2 protein-coding genes are annotated in these 16,852 nt (G+C 72.8%); both read right to left on the bottom strand.

Translation table 11 applies throughout. The features are described from left to right. Positions 1-130: 130 nt before the first annotated feature. A complete protein-coding gene (locus tag EV376_RS24575; protein ID WP_130326974.1) occupies positions 131-9,361 on the bottom strand; it encodes a Tc toxin subunit A-related protein in 9,231 nt (3,076 codons plus the stop codon). 28 nt (positions 9,362-9,389) lie between these two features. Then, positions 9,390-16,643 carry a SpvB/TcaC N-terminal domain-containing protein gene (locus EV376_RS30335; RefSeq protein ID WP_165438100.1) on the bottom strand — a complete coding sequence of 2,418 codons (7,254 nt, stop codon included), beginning with the start codon at positions 16,641-16,643 and terminating at the stop codon, positions 9,390-9,392. Positions 16,644-16,852: the final 209 nt, after the last annotated feature.

Below are 16,852 nucleotides of genomic sequence, written 5' to 3'. Positions count from 1 at the left end.
GCCTTTTTTGACGCCGCTAAATTTCTCTCCCAAGACAATTCAGCAACCAATACCACACCATTAAGTACCACCCAGCGAAACCAATGTCCCACCCGGTGGCCCGGACGGCAATGGTCGTGTCGGCTAGCCGTCAGGCCACCGTGAAGCGGACCACCAGGTAGGCCCGGCGAACGTCGCTCTCGACCAGCTCGTCCCAGCCGGTGACGCCCGCCCGACGCAGCCGCAACCGCCACTCGCCGAGCACGGCGGTGCCCGGGGCGGGGGTCAGGGCGAGGTGTGGAACGCCGCCGAAGGCGCCGTCGAGCGGGCCGGGAACGTCGGTGAACGAGCCCCCGGGTGCCGCCACCCGCCCGTCGAACGCCGCGGACGCGTCGATGATGACATCGACCCCGGTGACCGTCGCCGTGCCGCCGCCGGCTATCCGCGCCTTCGCCCAGAACGGCAGGTGGTCGGGGGTGAGGGTGAAACTCAACGTCTGCTCGGTGCCCTCCTCCGGGTGCAGCATCCGGTGCCAGGCACTGGCGAACTGCTCGTCGAGGACGAACAGCTGGGTGCCGGCGGTCGGCAACGTCGCGTCCAGGTTCGCCCGGGCCGCGTCGGCCAGCGCGGTGCTGCCGGCGACCGCCGTGTAGTCCAGGTGAAGCACGACATCGCTGATCGTGCCGAAGTCGAAGCGGTTGTTCTGCCTCGGCAGGTCGATGCGCCATTCGCTGACCGCCCCGGCGAGTTCGAACGGCAGGTACCGCTCGTCGGCGAAACTCAACTCGAACATGCCACGGTCGTTGGCGCCGTGCGACGTCGCGATCGCCGCCACCGGCACCGGGTTACGGACGAACCGCTCGTCCGGCCCGGCGAGCGGGTCGCCGTACCCTCCGGCAACGCTGTCGGTCAGCCGCACCCCGTTGTTGGTCAGCGACAGCGTGCAGTTGACGCTGGTGTACGGCCCGACGACGCACGGGACGCTCAGCGCCACCGACCGGATCCGCCGGCGGTAGTGTCCCGGGTAGTCCAGGTCGAACAACCACTCTGGCAGCGCCACCGTCGCGCTCCCGGTGAGCTTGAGCGCGAGCAGCGACAGCGGGGCCACCTCGGCGAGCGACACGTGCTTGATGATCTCGAACTCGCGGGCGTGCCGGTCCAGGTAGGCCACCTCCATGCGGCGCAGGTCGTTGCCGAGCCGGTCCGCCGCGAGCAACCCCTTCTTGAGGCTGTCCCAGTAGCCGAACTGAACGAACGTCGCGTCCGGCTCGGCCAGCTCCAGCCGAAACGCCTGCTCCGCCCGGCGGGCCAGGTCGAAGGCGAGCTGGTACGCCTGGAAGTACGTGGTGGACAGCCGCCCGAGCAGCCAGTCGTAGAGCTGGGCGTTCGTGTACTTGTCCTTGAGGTACGCGTGCGCCGCGTCGGCGTGCGCGATCGACAGCTCGTGGTTGGCCAGCTCCAGCCCGGCGATACCGTGCCGGATCCCGGCCACCTCGATCTGCACCTCCAGCTGCTGTCGCTCCAGCTCCGCCAGTTGCTTGTTGAACCGGTTGGCCTCGTCCTGGCGCGTGTAGCCGCCCTGCGCGGTCAGCATCTCGCCGCCGTGGTGCAGGATTCCGGAGAGCCCGGCGAACATGGCGGCGAAGTTGAACGAGGCCTTCGACGGCTGTTCCCCGTACGAGACGGTGAACAGCGGTGAGCCGCCGAAGCCCGCCGCGCCGGCGGTGACGTACGGGATGAAGGCCGTGCCACCGGCGACCGCGTTGAGCACCGTGGCGACGATCTCCGAGACGATGCCGAGGCCGTGGCTGACCGTCCCGGCGATCTCCCAGGCGTTCATCCGCGGGATGTCGCCGTAGTACTGGATGCGTTTGTCCAGGACAGCCAGGCCCTTCTCCAGCGCGGCCCGGGTCTTGAGCGCCTCGTCGACCTGCTCCTCGCGTACCGCCCGGACGGCGTGCCGCAACGACAGTTCGTTGCCGGCGTGCAGCAGGGCGAGCCCTTCGGCGTCCCGGCGTTCCAGCGCGGACAGCAGCCGCTCGCCCAGGGCACGCACCTCGGCGCAGAGCGTCGCGGCCCGCTCCGTCAGGGTGCGGAAGCGGTACTGGCCGGGGGGCAGTGCACCGACACCGAGCACGCTCGACAGGTCGATGCCGGCGGCTGCGGCCTTGACCAGCAGGGCGGGGTCGATCGGCGGTTCGAACAGCGGCAACTGCCGCACGACGCCCTCGATGTTCATGCAGTTGCGTACCTTGTGCAGGCGGTCGGCGACCGTGTCCCAGTACGACAGCAGCCGGGTGTTGGCCGGGATGCCGAAGTAGAGCGTGTCCAGATGTGGCAGCGGCGGTGTCGGGACGTCCGGCGCGGCGAGGTCGTCGACCGGCCCGGGGGTCGGCACGAAGTTCTCGACGACCACGTCGACCGTGGTGTTGCCGAGCGGGTCGAGCGGGCCCTCGGCGACCAGCTCGCGGTAGGAGAGTTCGGCGTGCTCGACCGGCGGCACCTTCACCGGGCGGGGTCCGAGCAGTTCGGCGGCGAGCACGTAGAGCAGCGTCGCCTCGTTGATCGACTCCAGGGTGTCCCGCCGGAACAGCTGGTCGCCCCAGGCGATGAGCATGTCGAGGTACTTCATCACGACCGCGCGCTGGAAGGCCACCGGCCGCCGCCGGGCGATCAGGTGCGGGTTGAACGGGTTGTTCTTCCACTCCCGTACCTGGTCGAGGTTGCCGCTGAGGTTGTTCAGCAGGGCCTCGATGCGCTGCCGGCGGTAGTCCTCGCTGTTCTGGTCGAAGAACGGTTTGGTGATCCAGTAGCGCTGCGGCGCGGAGAGCGCCTCGGTGTTCGTCGGGTCGAACACGCGGTGGTACCACCGCATCGCCTCCTCGAACCGCTGGTTCGCCACCAGCTTGCCGGCGATCAGCAGCGGTGCGTGGCAGAAGATCTCCCAGTTGTACTGGGCGTACGCGCCGTACGCGGAGAAGTCGACGGCGTCGGTCGCGGCGGTGCTGTCCGGCGCGTTCCAGCCCGCCGGCTGGTAGCTGGCGAAGTTGAACGTGTTGCCCGGCGGGTAGTGGTGCGGGAAGCGCTGGATCCGCCGGTTCAGCAGGCCGTCCAACCCTGACCGGCTCAGTTCCCGCAGGAACAGCGCGGTGTACGGGTGGTGGAACGGGTACCAGGTGAAGCCCAGCACGTTGAACCACGTGACCCCGGCACCGGAACCCCACCAGGAGACCAGCAGCGGACGCCATCGGGGCAGGATGAAGAACGACCGGCTCCGGTCCTGGTAGAGCAGCGGCGACAGGTTCGTCTGCACGTCGTACTGGATGTGGTGCGGGGACTGGGCCACCTCGAACGGCGCCCTGCCGCCCCGCGCCAGCGTGACGGTGGTGCCGCCGGAGACCACCCGGACCGCGCTGCCGTTGGCCGCGTGCCGGCGGTTGTTGGTCAGCCGGGTGAACTCGAAGTGCATGCCCTCGGGCAGTACCAGCCGGGGTGCGATCTCGTACGGCCCGCTCAGCGGTGCCAGGCTGCGGCTCTCCAGCGAGTCGTGCACGTACGCGTAGGAGTCCGTGGTGACCGGATTCGTCGACATGGTGCCACCCGGCAGCAGCACCCGGTACTGCCCGCGCAGCGGCTTGAGCTTCAGCGCGACCACCTCGCCGTCGAAGACGAACGAGGAGGAGTGCCACGGCCGCAGCCGCTCGTCGAAGCGGTTCCTCGTCACGTACGCGTACTGGTCGGCGTACGGGTCGTAGAAGCGGGTGTTGTTGAACTCCTGCGTGGTGGAGAGGTAGACGTCCAGCCAGAGGTGGTTCTCCCGGGACTTGTAGCGCGGCTTCAGGTGGTAGGCCGACGTGGGTCGCTGCCAGGGATGCACCAGCAGGAACGGCGAGGTACGCCGGGCGGCGAAGCCGTCGGGCGTACGGACGCTCCAGGCGAGCTGGATCTCCAGCAGCTTCGGTGGCTCCGGGGTGTCGGTCGGGGTCTCGGTGGCGCGGGCCGGCGGTTGCTTGCGGACCTTCTGCGTCTTCTCGGCGAAGACGAGCCAGAACAGGTGCAGGCGCCGGTTGTAGACCACCGGCACCACGTGGTCGCCGACGATGTCCAGCTCGATCTTCTCCCAGGCCGACCAGCGCCCGTAGGCCAGGTCGAAGGTGCGGTAGAAGTACCGGGCCGGGTCGGCCGGGGTACGCGCCACCACGTGCAGCACGTTGGTGCCGGTGTCGATCTCGTGGTACGTGCCGACCACGGTGAGCCGGGACACCTCGTGCACCTTGCGTAGGTAGCGGTGGAACGCCGTCTCGCAGCTCGCGTCGGTGATCTCACCCTGGAGGATGTCGTCCTCCAGGTCGGTGAAGAACGGGGTCTTGTCGTCGCGCAGCTCCGGCTCGATCCAGTTCTCCGGGTACAGGAAGACCTTGCGGTTGGCTTCCCAGACCCGGTAGTTCTTCATCCACGTCCACTGCCGCCAGCTGTCCAGCGAGGTCGTGTCGGCGGCCTCGTCGGCGGAGATCACCACGAGCGGACGTTCCAGGTTGAGCTGGCAGCGCTGCACGAACATCTGCACCGAGCCGATGGCCTGCTTGATCCGCGAGGTGAGCTGGCAGGCCGACATCTCCACGTCGAGCAGGAACCAGCGCAGCATGTCGTTCGGGTCGCCCCAGAACTCGGGGTTGGCGTACTGGCGACCGTCGACGGTGATGGTCGGCGGCGTGCTGCGGGCGGACCGCTCCAGCAGGTACGCCACCAGGGCCGCGCGCTTGCGCTCGCGCAGCGCGTCCTGGATCGGGGTGATCCGCGCCAGCCACACGTCGTGGTCGTACTTCGCCTTCACGATCTGACCGATCTCCCGGGTGGCGGCCCGCTGCGCCGCCGCCGGGCCGTCGCGCCGCGCCCACGTGCGCGCCGTCACCACGTCGACGCCGAGCCGGTGGGCCAGCCCCAGCACCTCGAGGATCCGGCTCAGCCGCACCACGTCCCCGTACGCGGCCGCGTCACCGCCGTCCAGGGCGCTCAGATCGCCCGGGTCGACGTGGGCGAGCGTGCCCAGGGCGGCGCGTAGGTCGCCGACCGGGGCTGCCGCCAGCGCGGCGTCGAAGATTCCGGCGAGGGTGATCTCCTCCGGCTCGGGATACCGGGCCCGCAGTTGCAGCCAGCGCACCAGTTGGCGCCACCGGTCGAACAGCGGTCCGGCGGGTGGAGCGGTGACCGGCAGATCGCCCGGGTGCAGCCAGCCGAAGGTGACCGCGTGGTCCAGCAGCCAACCGAGCACCGCCGGCTCGACGCGCAGCCGGCGCACCAGGATCGCGGCCTTGTGCAGCAGCCGCCAGGCCCGGTAGATGGCCGGGAACACCGCCGGCGTGACCGGGTTGACGAAGACCCCGTCGGCGTCCTGTTCGGTCAGGCCCGCGTCGGACAGGTCGGTGAGCAGGCCGAGTGCTTCGAGCAGGATCCCGCTCTGCTGGTCGGCGAGGCCGAAGGTGACCGCCACGTGCGCCACGATCTGGCCGTCCACATCCGTGGCGGGCGTGCTCCGCAGGCTCTCCCGCAGCGCCTCGACCTGCTGGGTGACGGTCTCCTCGCGCGGCTCGAACGGGGACTCCGGGCGGTGCCGGAGCAGGTGGTCCAGCTCCGGCACCGAGAACCCGGACCGGGCGATCTCCTCGTAGCGGTCGATCAGGTCCAGGGTGGCCTGTGGGGTGGCGAACGGGTCCGGCAGCGTGCCGTGGCAGAGGTCCACCAGCAGCAGCAGGTCCGCGATCGGGATCCGCAGCCCGCGGGCCAGCGTGACGTGGCGCAGCGCGACGGTGAGGTTGTCCAGCGTCAGCAGCAGGCCGGTCCGGGCCAGGAGCAGCACCAGCTCCGCCTCGGTGACCTGGTACGCCGCGGCCAGCGTCGCGCGGTGCGCGGCGAGCGGCTCGGTGCCGGACAGCGGGCGGGTGAACGCCGCGTCCACCGGGTTGGTCAGCAGCTTGTTCTGGAACAGCGCGTCGTACTGCGACACCTGCCCCGGCTCGGCGGTGGTGCCGATCGTGTCGTACAGGCTCAGCGCCGACGCGAACGGCAGTGCCAGCCGCCGGCACACCTGGGCGAACCGGTGCAGCGCCACCAGCGCGTCGCCGCTCAGGTCGCCGCCGCCGACACCCGGCGCGGCGAGCAACTGCCCCAGCTCGTGCAGGCGCCACGGGGTGTGCCGCCACAGCCGCAGGAACCGGTGCAGCCGGTCGAACACGGCCGGGGTGAGGCCGGTGAGCCGTTGCTGGTCGAGGTCGCACGTCCCGTCCGGGCGGTCCAGCGTGACCGGTCCCGGCCACGGCACCCGCAGCAGCTCCCGCAGCTCGTCGTAGGAGAGCCGGCTGTGCTGGAGGAACTCGGCGACGGTGAGCTGGGTTCTGGTCGCGTCCAGCCCCCAGATACCGGTCTGCGCGGCGGCGTCCGCCGCCGCGGTGACGACAAGCGTCGTCGCGTGCGAGGAGAGACCGAAGTATTCGCCGGCGACGCTCACCTCGGTGGGATTGGTGCCGGCGAACGCCGCCATCAGTTCGTGCCGGGGGACGCCCAGGTGCTCCAGGAGCAGCCGGGCCTCCTCCTGCCACAGGTCGAAGCCGCCGGTGAGGTGGTCGGCTTGGCGCAGCGTGTCGTACGCGGCCGCGCGCAGGTGCTCCGGGAAGGCGCGGACCTCGGCCGCGCCGCGGGTGGTCTGCAACGCCGTCGGCGGTGGCGTCGCGCCCGGCACCTGGTTCTCCAGGACCTCGCAGACCAGGTCCACGTAGGGCATCGGTGTCTCGGTGTTGGCGCAGTTGAGCTTGATGTCCGCCAGGTCGGGCCGCCGGTCGAGCAGCACGTCCAGGACCGTCGTGCCGGCTGCGACCGCCGGGCGGTTGCCCAGGAACCGCAGCAGGTCGGCCAGGTACGCGGCCGGGCTGTACACCGACAGGCAGCCGGCGCAGTCGCAGTAGTCCAGCGGCCCGAACAGCGCCTCCAGGTTCGGGATCTCGCCGAGCACCTCCTGCACCTGCTCGGCGGTCAGGTTCTGTTCGGACAACACGTACGGGTCGCCCGGGCGCAGGTCCCGGCGGAACTCGGCGATCCGGTCGAGCACCTGCGCGTACTGCAGTTGGGCCGTGGCGAGCAGGTGGCTGCGGGTTGGCGCGCCGACCCCGGCCAAGGTGCGGGCCAGCCCGTCCTGCCCGAGCGCGAGCAGCTGGGCTGAGCTGTGGATCCCCGCGGCGAGCAGGCGGCTGCCGGTGGTCGCGTCCGGGGCGAGCCGGTGCACCCGCTGCATCACCCGCAGCTCGGCGACCACGGCCGGGTCGGTGTCCGGGGCGTTCCTCGCCACGTAGCTGTCCACGTTGGCCTCGCGCAGCACGAAGTCGGGTCGCTCGTCGAGGAACTCCGCGACCTGCGGCACGTGCTGGAGGCCGTGCCCGGTCGCCCGGCCGACGTGCGCGACGAGGGCGACCGCGGGGAAGAGCTGTTCGGCGCGGCCGGCCAGTTCGGCCGCCACCCCGCCGCCGGCCGCCTCGGCCACGGACCGCCACTGCGCCTCGGTCAGCTTGGCCAGGTCCCGGGCGCCGGTGAGGGTGGGTTCGCCGGGGTCGGCGATGACCTGCTTGAGGTGCCGCACCAGCGCGGCGTCGTTCGCTGCGACCTGCGCGACCTCGACTGTGGTGCGCAGGTCGGCGACGGCGTCGTCGCCGCCGACCTCGCCGGCGCGCTCGGTCAGCTCGGCCCAGAATTCCGGCCCTGGTCCCTGGTGGCGCACGAAGGCGTCGGCGACCGTGCCGAAGGCGGACTGCGCGACGGCCGAGGCCGCCAGCACGCCGCGCAGCGTACCGGAGCCGGTGAGGATCGGCTTGTCGAGGGTGAGGGCGGTACGGCGGGCGGCGAGCGCGGCGAGGATCGCGTCGCGCTGGCGGGTCACGCCGATCGGGAAGAGGTTCGCGGCGGTCGCCGCGTCGAAGGCCGCCGTCGCCACCTCCGGGTCGACGAAGCCGAGCCCGGTGGCGGTCTCGTCGACGAGCCGGTCGATGGCGCTCCACTCGTCGGTCGCCGTCAACAGGTCGTCGGGCAGGGTGGGCGGCAGGTTCTGGGCGAGGAAGCCGTAGCAGGCCGCGGGTGTGAACGGCGCGCCCAGTTCGGCGGAGACCCGGTGCGCCAGCAGCAGCCTCATCACCTCGTCCTGGGTCAGCCGCGCCGCCACCGCGACCCGGGTGACCTCCTGCTCCTGCTCGGTCTCCACCAGGTCGGCGACGGAGACCTCGCCGAGCACCGCCGCCACCGCGCGCATCCGCGCCTCGAAGTCGCTCGTACCCCGGTAGGGCTGGTCGCCCAGGGTCAGGTTGACCCACGAGATCCTCGTCGGGTTGACCACCACTTGGCTGCCCAGCGACTGCCCGGAGCGCACGAAGGTGACCTCCAGGTGCACCGGCTGGGACGTCGGCGTGTACGGGATGTCGAAGAAGCCGTTCGCCAGCGTCCGCCGCTCCGCCAGCACGGCTCCCTCGCCCCGTACCGGACGTTCCCGCACCCGTACGGTCACCGCCCCCAGGCCCCGCCAGTGCTCGTCGCGGACCCTGCCCCGCAGCCGGTACGGATGCTCCACCACGCCGCCGGTGATCTCCAGGTTGAGCGCCCGCAGGGTGGGCTTGTCCAGGTGCCCGGTGGCCGGTAGGCGCTTGCGGCGCTGGTACTCCAGCACCGCCGCGCGCGTCGTGCCACCGAAGCGCTGCTGGCCGTGCTCGGCGACGGCGATGGTCAGGCCCAGCTTGGCCAGCGCCTGCTGGGCCCGGCCGACCTCGGGGCCGCGCATGTTGAGCCGCAATGTCCTGCGCACCGGTGCGAGCACCACGTCCGGGTTGACGGTCAGCGCCCGGACCGGCTGGGGCCGGGAGGCGTTCACCGACGCCATCCGCTCCCACGTCGCCGGGTCGAACTCGCCGGTGGCCGGTAGCCCGTAGCGGTGTTGGAAGGCGGTGATCGCCGCCCGGGTCGACGGGCCCAGCTCGCGCGAGCGCAGCTCGCCGCCGTCGATCGGCGCGCTCACCTTGGCGATCTCCAGCGCCCGCCGCAGCGCGCGCTGCGCCCCGGCGACCTGGGTCCGGGAACTGAGCTTCGCGGCGAGCGCCCGTGCCTTGAGCCGTTCGGTGGTCTCCGCGGTGACGACGGCGTCGCCGGTCACCGCGCGCAGGGCCGCGGTCGTGCTCGGGCCGAACGAGCGGGCGGACACCTCGCCCGGGTCGACCTGGTGCCCGGCCTGGGCGAGCAACCGGTGGATCCGGGCCACCCGGGTCTTGCTGCCCGTGGTGAACTCGTGCTGCGTCCGCGCTCCGACCGGGGAGAGCCGGACCGTCTCCTCGTCCCGTCCGTCGTTCACCGGCATGTCGGCCTCACTCCCACCGTCGTCACCGCTACCACCAGTCGTAGATCGCTTCGCCGATCTGGCCGCCCCGCTTGCTCCACCACCAGCCGACCGCCGCCGCGCCGAGCAGGCCGAGGCCGATCGCGAGCCAGCCGATCGGGCCGCTGATCACGCCGAGACCGATCAGGAACCCGGAGATGCCGCCGGCCAGCGCCACTCCGGCGGTCATGCCGACCGAGGCGCCGATCGCGCCGCCGACGAAGCTGCCGACCTCCCGCGCGGCGACCCGGCCCTGCTGCCCCTCAGGGGCGGTCGCGACCGCGTGGATGCCGAGGACGGCGCCGACCGCCACCCCGACCGGCCCGGCCACCCGCCCGATCCGGGTGAGGGTCTTCAGCGAGCCCCGGCTCTCGCCGGCCGCGACGGCGATCCGCCGGGCGGTCTCGCCCGCGCCGGACGACGGGACTCGACCGCCACCCTCCACACCGGGCAGCCGGTTCAGGTACGTCTTGAGCATCGAGGCGAAGCTGCGTTCGCCCTCGATGGCCTGGGACAGGGCTCGCCCGCCCGGGCTCAGCCGGCTCTGGGTGGCGAGCCGCCGCGCGTTGCGCCCCTCCGACACCTCCTGGGCGGTCTGGATCGCACCGGCGGTGTCGCCGCGGGCGACGCTCTGCGCGATCGACCGTTGCGCCGCGTCGGAGGCCGCCCGGTTGCCCTGCATGTACTGGCTGCGTTGGCGGGTGTCCCACATGGTCACCGCGCCCTGCCCGGTGGTGCGGCCCGGTGCCTCGCCGGGTTCCTGCCCGGCGCCCGGTTCGGTGTCGGACCCGGCGTCCGGCGCCGGCTCGTCCCCGGTGCCGGCGCTCGGGCCGCCGGCGTCCTCGGGGGGCGGCTCGGCGGGGCCCGGTGGCCCGGTGAGCTCGCCCTCCTGCGGCTGCGGTGCCGGCGGGCCGACCCGGGAGCCGGGCCAGCGGGCGAGCGCGTCCGACTCCCGGATGAGCGGTGGGCCGCCCCACACGACCGTCTGGTACGGGCCGGTCACCGCCCCCGCGTACTGCCAGACCCGTCCGAACGTGTCGTGCTGCAGCACCCGCCAGCGCAGTTCGGCGCCGCTGCCGGAGTGGGTGGCGGCCACCTCGCCGGTGTCCCGGAAACTGCTCGGGTCGGCCGCCATCGCCCGGTCGAGTTCCGGGTACTCGTGCGGCCCTCGACGCCGTCGGCCGTTGGTTCCGGTCGGATCGGCCAACGTGACCGGGTTGTTGCGGCAGTAGGCGTACAGATTCGGCCCGTCGGCGAAGCCGGCCGGATCGGGACTGGTCCACCGGCCCAGCCAGGCGGCGTAGTAGCGGGCTCCCATCTGGTACAGCCCGGTCTCCTCGTCGCGCTCCCCGTCGGTGTAGCGGTAGCGCGCCAGGCCGTGGTGCGGCGACGGTCGCGACGATCGGTACGCGGTGGCGCCGAACGGGTGGTACTCCTCGTACGAGATCGGCACCCCGTCCGCGTCGGTCTCCAGCATCGACGAGCCGAGGTGGTTGGTGTAGCGGTAGCGCACCACCGACGGCGGCCCGTCGCCCACCGATGTCGTGTCGACCTGCGCCAGCCGTCCCTGGCCGTCGGAGACGTGCAGGGTCCACCGTTCCCGCCGGAGCGTGCCGTTCATCCACTCGCGGTAACGCTCGACGGGGCCCAGGTACCGCCGCTCGGTGCGCAGCCCACCCTGCCGGTGCACCACCTTGCGAACCCGGTCGCCGCCCGCCCCGTACGCCATCCGGACGGTGCCGCCGCCGCCCAGGTCCGCGTCCGTGAGCCGGTCGAAGACGTCCCAGGTCAGCGACACCAGGTGCGGCATCGTGACCATGTTGCCCCGGGCATCGTGTCCGTAGCCGGCACTGAACGTGCCCGGGGGGTCGCCGGGCAGGCTGGTGGCGAGCAGGCGGTTGGTGCGGTCGGCCGGGTCAGCGTCGTACGCGTAGCGGTAGCGCCGCGTCCACCCGCCGCCGCCCGCGACGTGCCGCACCTCGGTCAGGTTGCCGAGGTCGTCGTAGCTGTAGTGCTGGGTGTAGCGGCGCACCGCCGCCGCGTCATTGAGGTGCGGCAGCGCCACCGGCGCCGGGTCGTGGTGGTCGGCCTGGTCCAGCCCCGCGTGCTCCCGCCCGGTGGCCCGGACGAGCCGGTAGAGCGGGTCGTAGCTGAAGCGGGTGTCCGGGCGCACCACCGCGTTGGCGAAGAAGTGGGTCTGCTGCGCGTCGTCCACGATCTCGGTGACGTTGCCGACCGGGTCGTGGAAGAACGCGAGGTCCTGGAGCCGGCCACCGCCCTGGGCCGTGGTCGTGACCCCGGTGAGCCGCAGCGAGCGGGGGTCGTACGCGTACCGGGTGACCGCGCCGTTGCCGAGTTCCACGCTCAGCCGCCGCCCCCGGGCGTCGTACCGCTCGCCGACCAGGAACGTGTGCACGGTCCCGTGCACGGTGGCGGTGAGCCTGACGAGCCGGTTGGCGACGTCGTAGCCGGGGCTCAGCACGGTCCCGTCGGGGAGCGTCGTCTCGGTCACCCGGTCCACGGCGTCGTAACGCGCCGACGCCGGGTGGCCGGTCGGCTCCAGCAGCGCGTCGAGGTCGCCGCTCCAGTCCACCGGCGAGTGGATGTCGCGGGTGAACCGGCGGGTCAGCTCGAGCGGCCGGCCCCGGAAGTCGGCGCGCTCCAGCGTCACGGAGCCGGCCGCGTCGTACACGACGTGGGCCAGGCCCAGCAGGTTGCGCTGCGCCCCCTCGGGATGCGCGTCGCCGTAGACCACCCGGCCGACCACGGCCTGTCCGCCGGGGTGGGTGCAGGTTGTCGTGGTGGGCCGGCGGAAGGCGTCGAAGTCGGTCGCGAAGACCCGTCCGGCGTCGTCCCACACCCGTACCGGCACGCCGGCCACGTCGGTGAGCATCCACCGGGTGCCCCACTCCGCGCCGTGTGTCCGTACCGGGTTGCCGAGCAGGTCGGTGACCACCGTCGCGATCGGACGGTCCCGGGTGTCGAAGGCGGTCACGACGTGCCCGGCCAGGTCGGCCTCCGACCGGGACCGGACCGGCCCGGCCGGGCCGTTGTCGGCGCTGGCCAGCACCACCCGGCCGAGCCCGTCGAGGTGACGCTCCGCCGCCGTCCCGGCGTGGGCGGCGGCCAGCCACGCCGCCCGCCGGTGCGGGTCGGCCGGCTCCGGCTCCGCGGTCGACGGCGAGCCGCGTTCGCCGTACCAGAGGCTGTCCAGCACCGTGTCGTTGGCGTCGTGTTCCCGGGTGAGCCAGGCGCCGTGCTCGACCCGGGTGAAGGTGCCGTCGGGCGCGTCCACCCGGGTCACCCGGCCGACCGGGTCGTAGCGGATGACCGGGGTGACCCCGGTTTCGACGAGGCTCGCCTCCGCCTCGTGGTCCGGAGTGGTGCTGAAGTAGGGCTCGTACTGCTTGACCGGGGCCCCACGGTTGTCGAGGATCGTGCGACCGGTGCCGATCCAGCGCAGCTCGACGCCGGTGTCGACCTCGCCCGCCTCGCCGGTCGCCGGGTCGACGGCGAGGGCCGGGCCGGGCGGTGCCTGGGTCTTGGTCATCAGCGGGGTGCCGGAGCCGTCGAGGTGGACGTGGCTCTCCTGCCAGCGTGGGTTGTCGGCACCATGCTGCTCGCGGTGCCGCACCAGGAGCCGGGCCGGCTGCCGGAACAGGTCGTACTCGACGGTGGCGGTCGGGTCGGCGAGGGTGTCACCCGCGCCGTCCTTGCCGGCGGTGGCGGCGGCGACGACCACCCCCAGCGGGTCGTAGCGCACGGCGCGGTGGTTGCCGTTGAGGTCGGTGATCCGGTCCGGTGCCAGGACGCGGAAGTCGTTCCGCACCGAGGTCACGTGACCGACCGGGTCGGTGAACCGCCGGGGCAGCAGGTCGTGGTCCCGCTCCACAGCGGTGAGCAGGCCGAACGGGTCGCGATGGCCGCTCGGCAGGTAGAAGTGGTCCGCGGCGTCGGCCGGGAGGACGTCGGTGCCCGACGGCAGCCACCAGCCGCCGTCGGCCGGGACGTACCCGGCGGCGGTCAGGTCGGCGGCGGACACGGCGCCGCCGTAGCCCGCCGCGACGAGGCCGTCGGTGAGCGCGAGCCGGTACACCCGGTGGACCAGGCCCAACGACTGCATGGTGCCGAACGGCAGCGGCCCGCTGAGGTCGTCGGCCAGGAAGCCGACCCGCCACCGGCCGATCAGGCGCAAGCGGACGGTGTCGCCGTCGAGCTGCTCGTACGGCACCCGGGGAGCGCCGGCCACCGCCGCGAGCAGGTCGGGTCGGGACAGGAAACCGGTGGGGGCGGTGAGGCCGGCGAGCTGGTAGGTGCGGCTGTCGTGGACCGCGCGCAGCCGGTGCGTGTCGGCGGTGGACACGTCGTCGGTGTGGTCGTGCTCGGTGTACGTGACGTGCCGGTGGGCCTGTGCCGCGCGGACCGGCTCCGGCAGCGCCGGATCGACCCGCTGGCGCGGGTAGACGACGTTCGCCGAGCGGCGCACCATTCCCAGGTCGTCCAGCTCAAGCACCAGGATGTGCTCGACCCGTGGATCGGCGGGCACCCGGTCGTAGCCGTACCGGATCGCCTCGGCGGGCGCCACCCGGAACACCCGCGGCTGCACCCGCCGGATCTCGTACGACCACTGCGTCGCCGCGTACGGGAAGTCCTCCCGCGGCGACCCGTCGAGGGCGTACACCTCGGTGCGCAGCGGCAGCCCCTTGAGCGCCCGCACCGCCTCGGCGTACTCGTCGTCGGTCAGCCCGGCCGGCGGCACCGGCTCCGGCAGGTCGTGCTCGGTCCACTCCGGGTTGGCGAAGTACTGCTCGCGGCGGGCGTGCAGCAGCCGCTCGCCGGCCAGCGAGCCGGTGTGGTACCAGCTACGGGTCAGCACCGGCGGCTGGTGCAGGCTCGGGTCGGTGGCGTTGGCCGCCCCGGCGAAACTGTCGTAGCTCTCGGTGTCCCGGGTCTCCACCAGGCCGAAGCCGCGGAACTCCCGTTCCCGCGGGTCGTAGCACCCGTCGTGGTAGGAGGTGCGGCGGATGAACACCGTCTCCCGGACCCGGTCCGTGGTGGTGACCCGGTACGCGCACTGCACCGGGAACGGCAGCCGGGTCGCCCAGGGCCGCCCCCGCGCCTCGTCCTCCAGGTAGAAGGCGGTCGACGGGCGGTACTCGATCCGCACCTGCGCGCCGAGCCCGTTGTCGTAGCCCGTGAGCAGGTGTGGCTTCACCCCGCCCATCAGGTTCAGATAGCGCAGCGGCCCTCGACCGCCGGCCGGCAGCGGCGAGGACCAGACCAGGCAGGCGGTGCCGACGCCGAGCAGGTCGATCAGGGCCGCGCCGGTCACGCTGTCGGGGGCGGGCACGCCGTTGAGCAATCGGGGCGGCGCGAAGCCGTTGCCGCAGCGGTTGCGGTGCAGCCGGGCCCCGTCGGCGGCGAGGTACACCAGGTCGACCGGGCCGGTCCCGTCGACGTCGCCGAGCAGCAGGCGCCGCGGGTCGAACTGGCCGGGCCGGTCGAACCAGGGTGCGTCGGCCATCCGTACCCAGGTGCCGAACCGGCCGTGCCCGAGGTTGGGTCGGTAACGGACCGAGCCGTTGCCGATGCGCACCAGGTCGGGCAGGCCGTCGCCGGTCAGGTCGGCGAACTGCACCAGTTCGGTGCGGTCGCCCGAGGTGAAGCGGGGCAGCGGCGCACCGGTTTCGCCGTCCACCAGCGCCATCGCGGCGGCGAAGCCGTCCCGCCCGAGACACGCGTGCCACCGGGCGCCACTCTCGTTCTCGGCGACCAGGTCGGGCAGCCCGTCGCCGGTCAGGTCGGCCAGGTGCACCCGGTCGGGGTCCCCGGGCGCGGTCGGCGCCGCCGTCGGTGGCTCAGCCGCCCGCCAGCCGCCGTCGTCGCCGCGTCGCGCCACGACCGAGCCGGTGCCGGCCAGCCGGACCAGGTCGGGCGCGCCGGAGCCGTCGAGGTCGAGCAGCAGACCGGGGACGTCATTGCGTACCTCGCTGGGCTGGGTGGTGGCCGGGTGGGCCGGCGCGAAGTGTGCCCGGCCGGCCGGCGGGCTGAGGTTGCGCGCATACCACCAGGTGCCGCGTTGTCGGGTGAGCAGGCCGGCGGTGCCCTCACCGTCGAGGTCGACCCAGAACCGGGTCGCCTCGTCGAACCCGTATGGCAGGCCGGCAACCTCGTGCACCGCCGGGTCCACCACACCCGCCTGGTACGACAGCGACAGCGGTGGCAGTTCGCCGGTTTCGGTGCCGTCGTACCCGCGCCGGGTCACCGCCGTCAGGAACGTGTACCCGTCGCGGACCTCGTGGGTGAAGTCGGTCGACGCGACCAGCTGTGGCGAGTCGCCGAGGGACGGGAACCGGTGGTACATCAGGGCGCGCCGGCACAGCCGGTAGGTGCGGATCTCGAATCCGGCCCGGTAGCTGGACCACGGGTCCGCGCGGACCGGCCACGGCCCGTCGCCGTCCTCGCCGTAGTCGAGGACCAGGTCGAAGTGCCACTGGGTGGCCGGCCCGGTCCTGTCACCCGGGTGGTACGGCGTCTCGTTGCCGTAGCGCACCCGCTTGAGGTACCGGTTGGCGCCGCGCGCGGTGTCGGTGCGGTGCCGCTCGTCGACCGTGCCGGCGTCGACTCCGGACGAGTCCTCGGCCCGGTATTCGAAGACCATCACGTTGCCCCGGTCGTCATGGCGTTCGCACAGCAGCCAACTGAAGACGCGGCCCGGGTCGGCGGGGTCGAAGATCCGGCTGGCGGCGTCGCGGCCGTACCAGGAGGTGACGTTGTCGCCGGTGATCACCCGCCACCGCACGTCGGTCCGGTCTGCGACGCTGCTCCACCGTTCGATCCGCGCGTCGCCGGACTCGATCCGCGGCCGGAACCGCCGGATCCGGTACCCGTCGCGAACCAGGTCGGAACCCGGGACGGCGACCAGGTCCTCCGTGCCGGAGAGCACGAAGACGTCGGTGTCGTCGCGGTAGCGGGGCACGCCTCGCTCGGTCTGCCGGCTGATCGCCGGCAGGTCGAGCTGCCAGCCGTACCCGAAGACGCTCTGCCCGGCCGCCGAGTCGTAGCCGATCGCCAGCTCCGGGCCGAAACCGGAGCGGCCGGCGGTGGCGCCGAGCGGCACGGTGAGCGAGGCGCTGCCGGTCACCGGGTTGGCGGCGAACTTCTCACCCAGGCCGCGGACCGCACCGCCCGGCGTCGGCAACGTCACGCCGGGCAGGACCGCGGGTGTGGGCGGCTGGGCGTCGTGCCGGTCCCGGGTCGCCACCGCGCCTCCCGATTGCCGTCTGGCAGGTGGCTGGAGGCTATGTGGCCGGAAGGTGCGCGCACACTCATCTGCTGCCAACCCGACAACCGACTCCGGCGGTCGCGGCGCCCCGCGGCGGTGCGCTGCTTGTAGCGGACCGCGCCGGATCGAGAGCACCGGGCTGTGATCCGGGGGGACCGCGACCGGAGACGTGCCGGCGTCGGGTTGGC

The organism is Micromonospora sp. CNZ295 (assembly GCF_004217535.1).
Note: the sequence above shows the minus strand (reverse complement) of the source record. Positions and strands in the feature narration are given on the sequence as shown.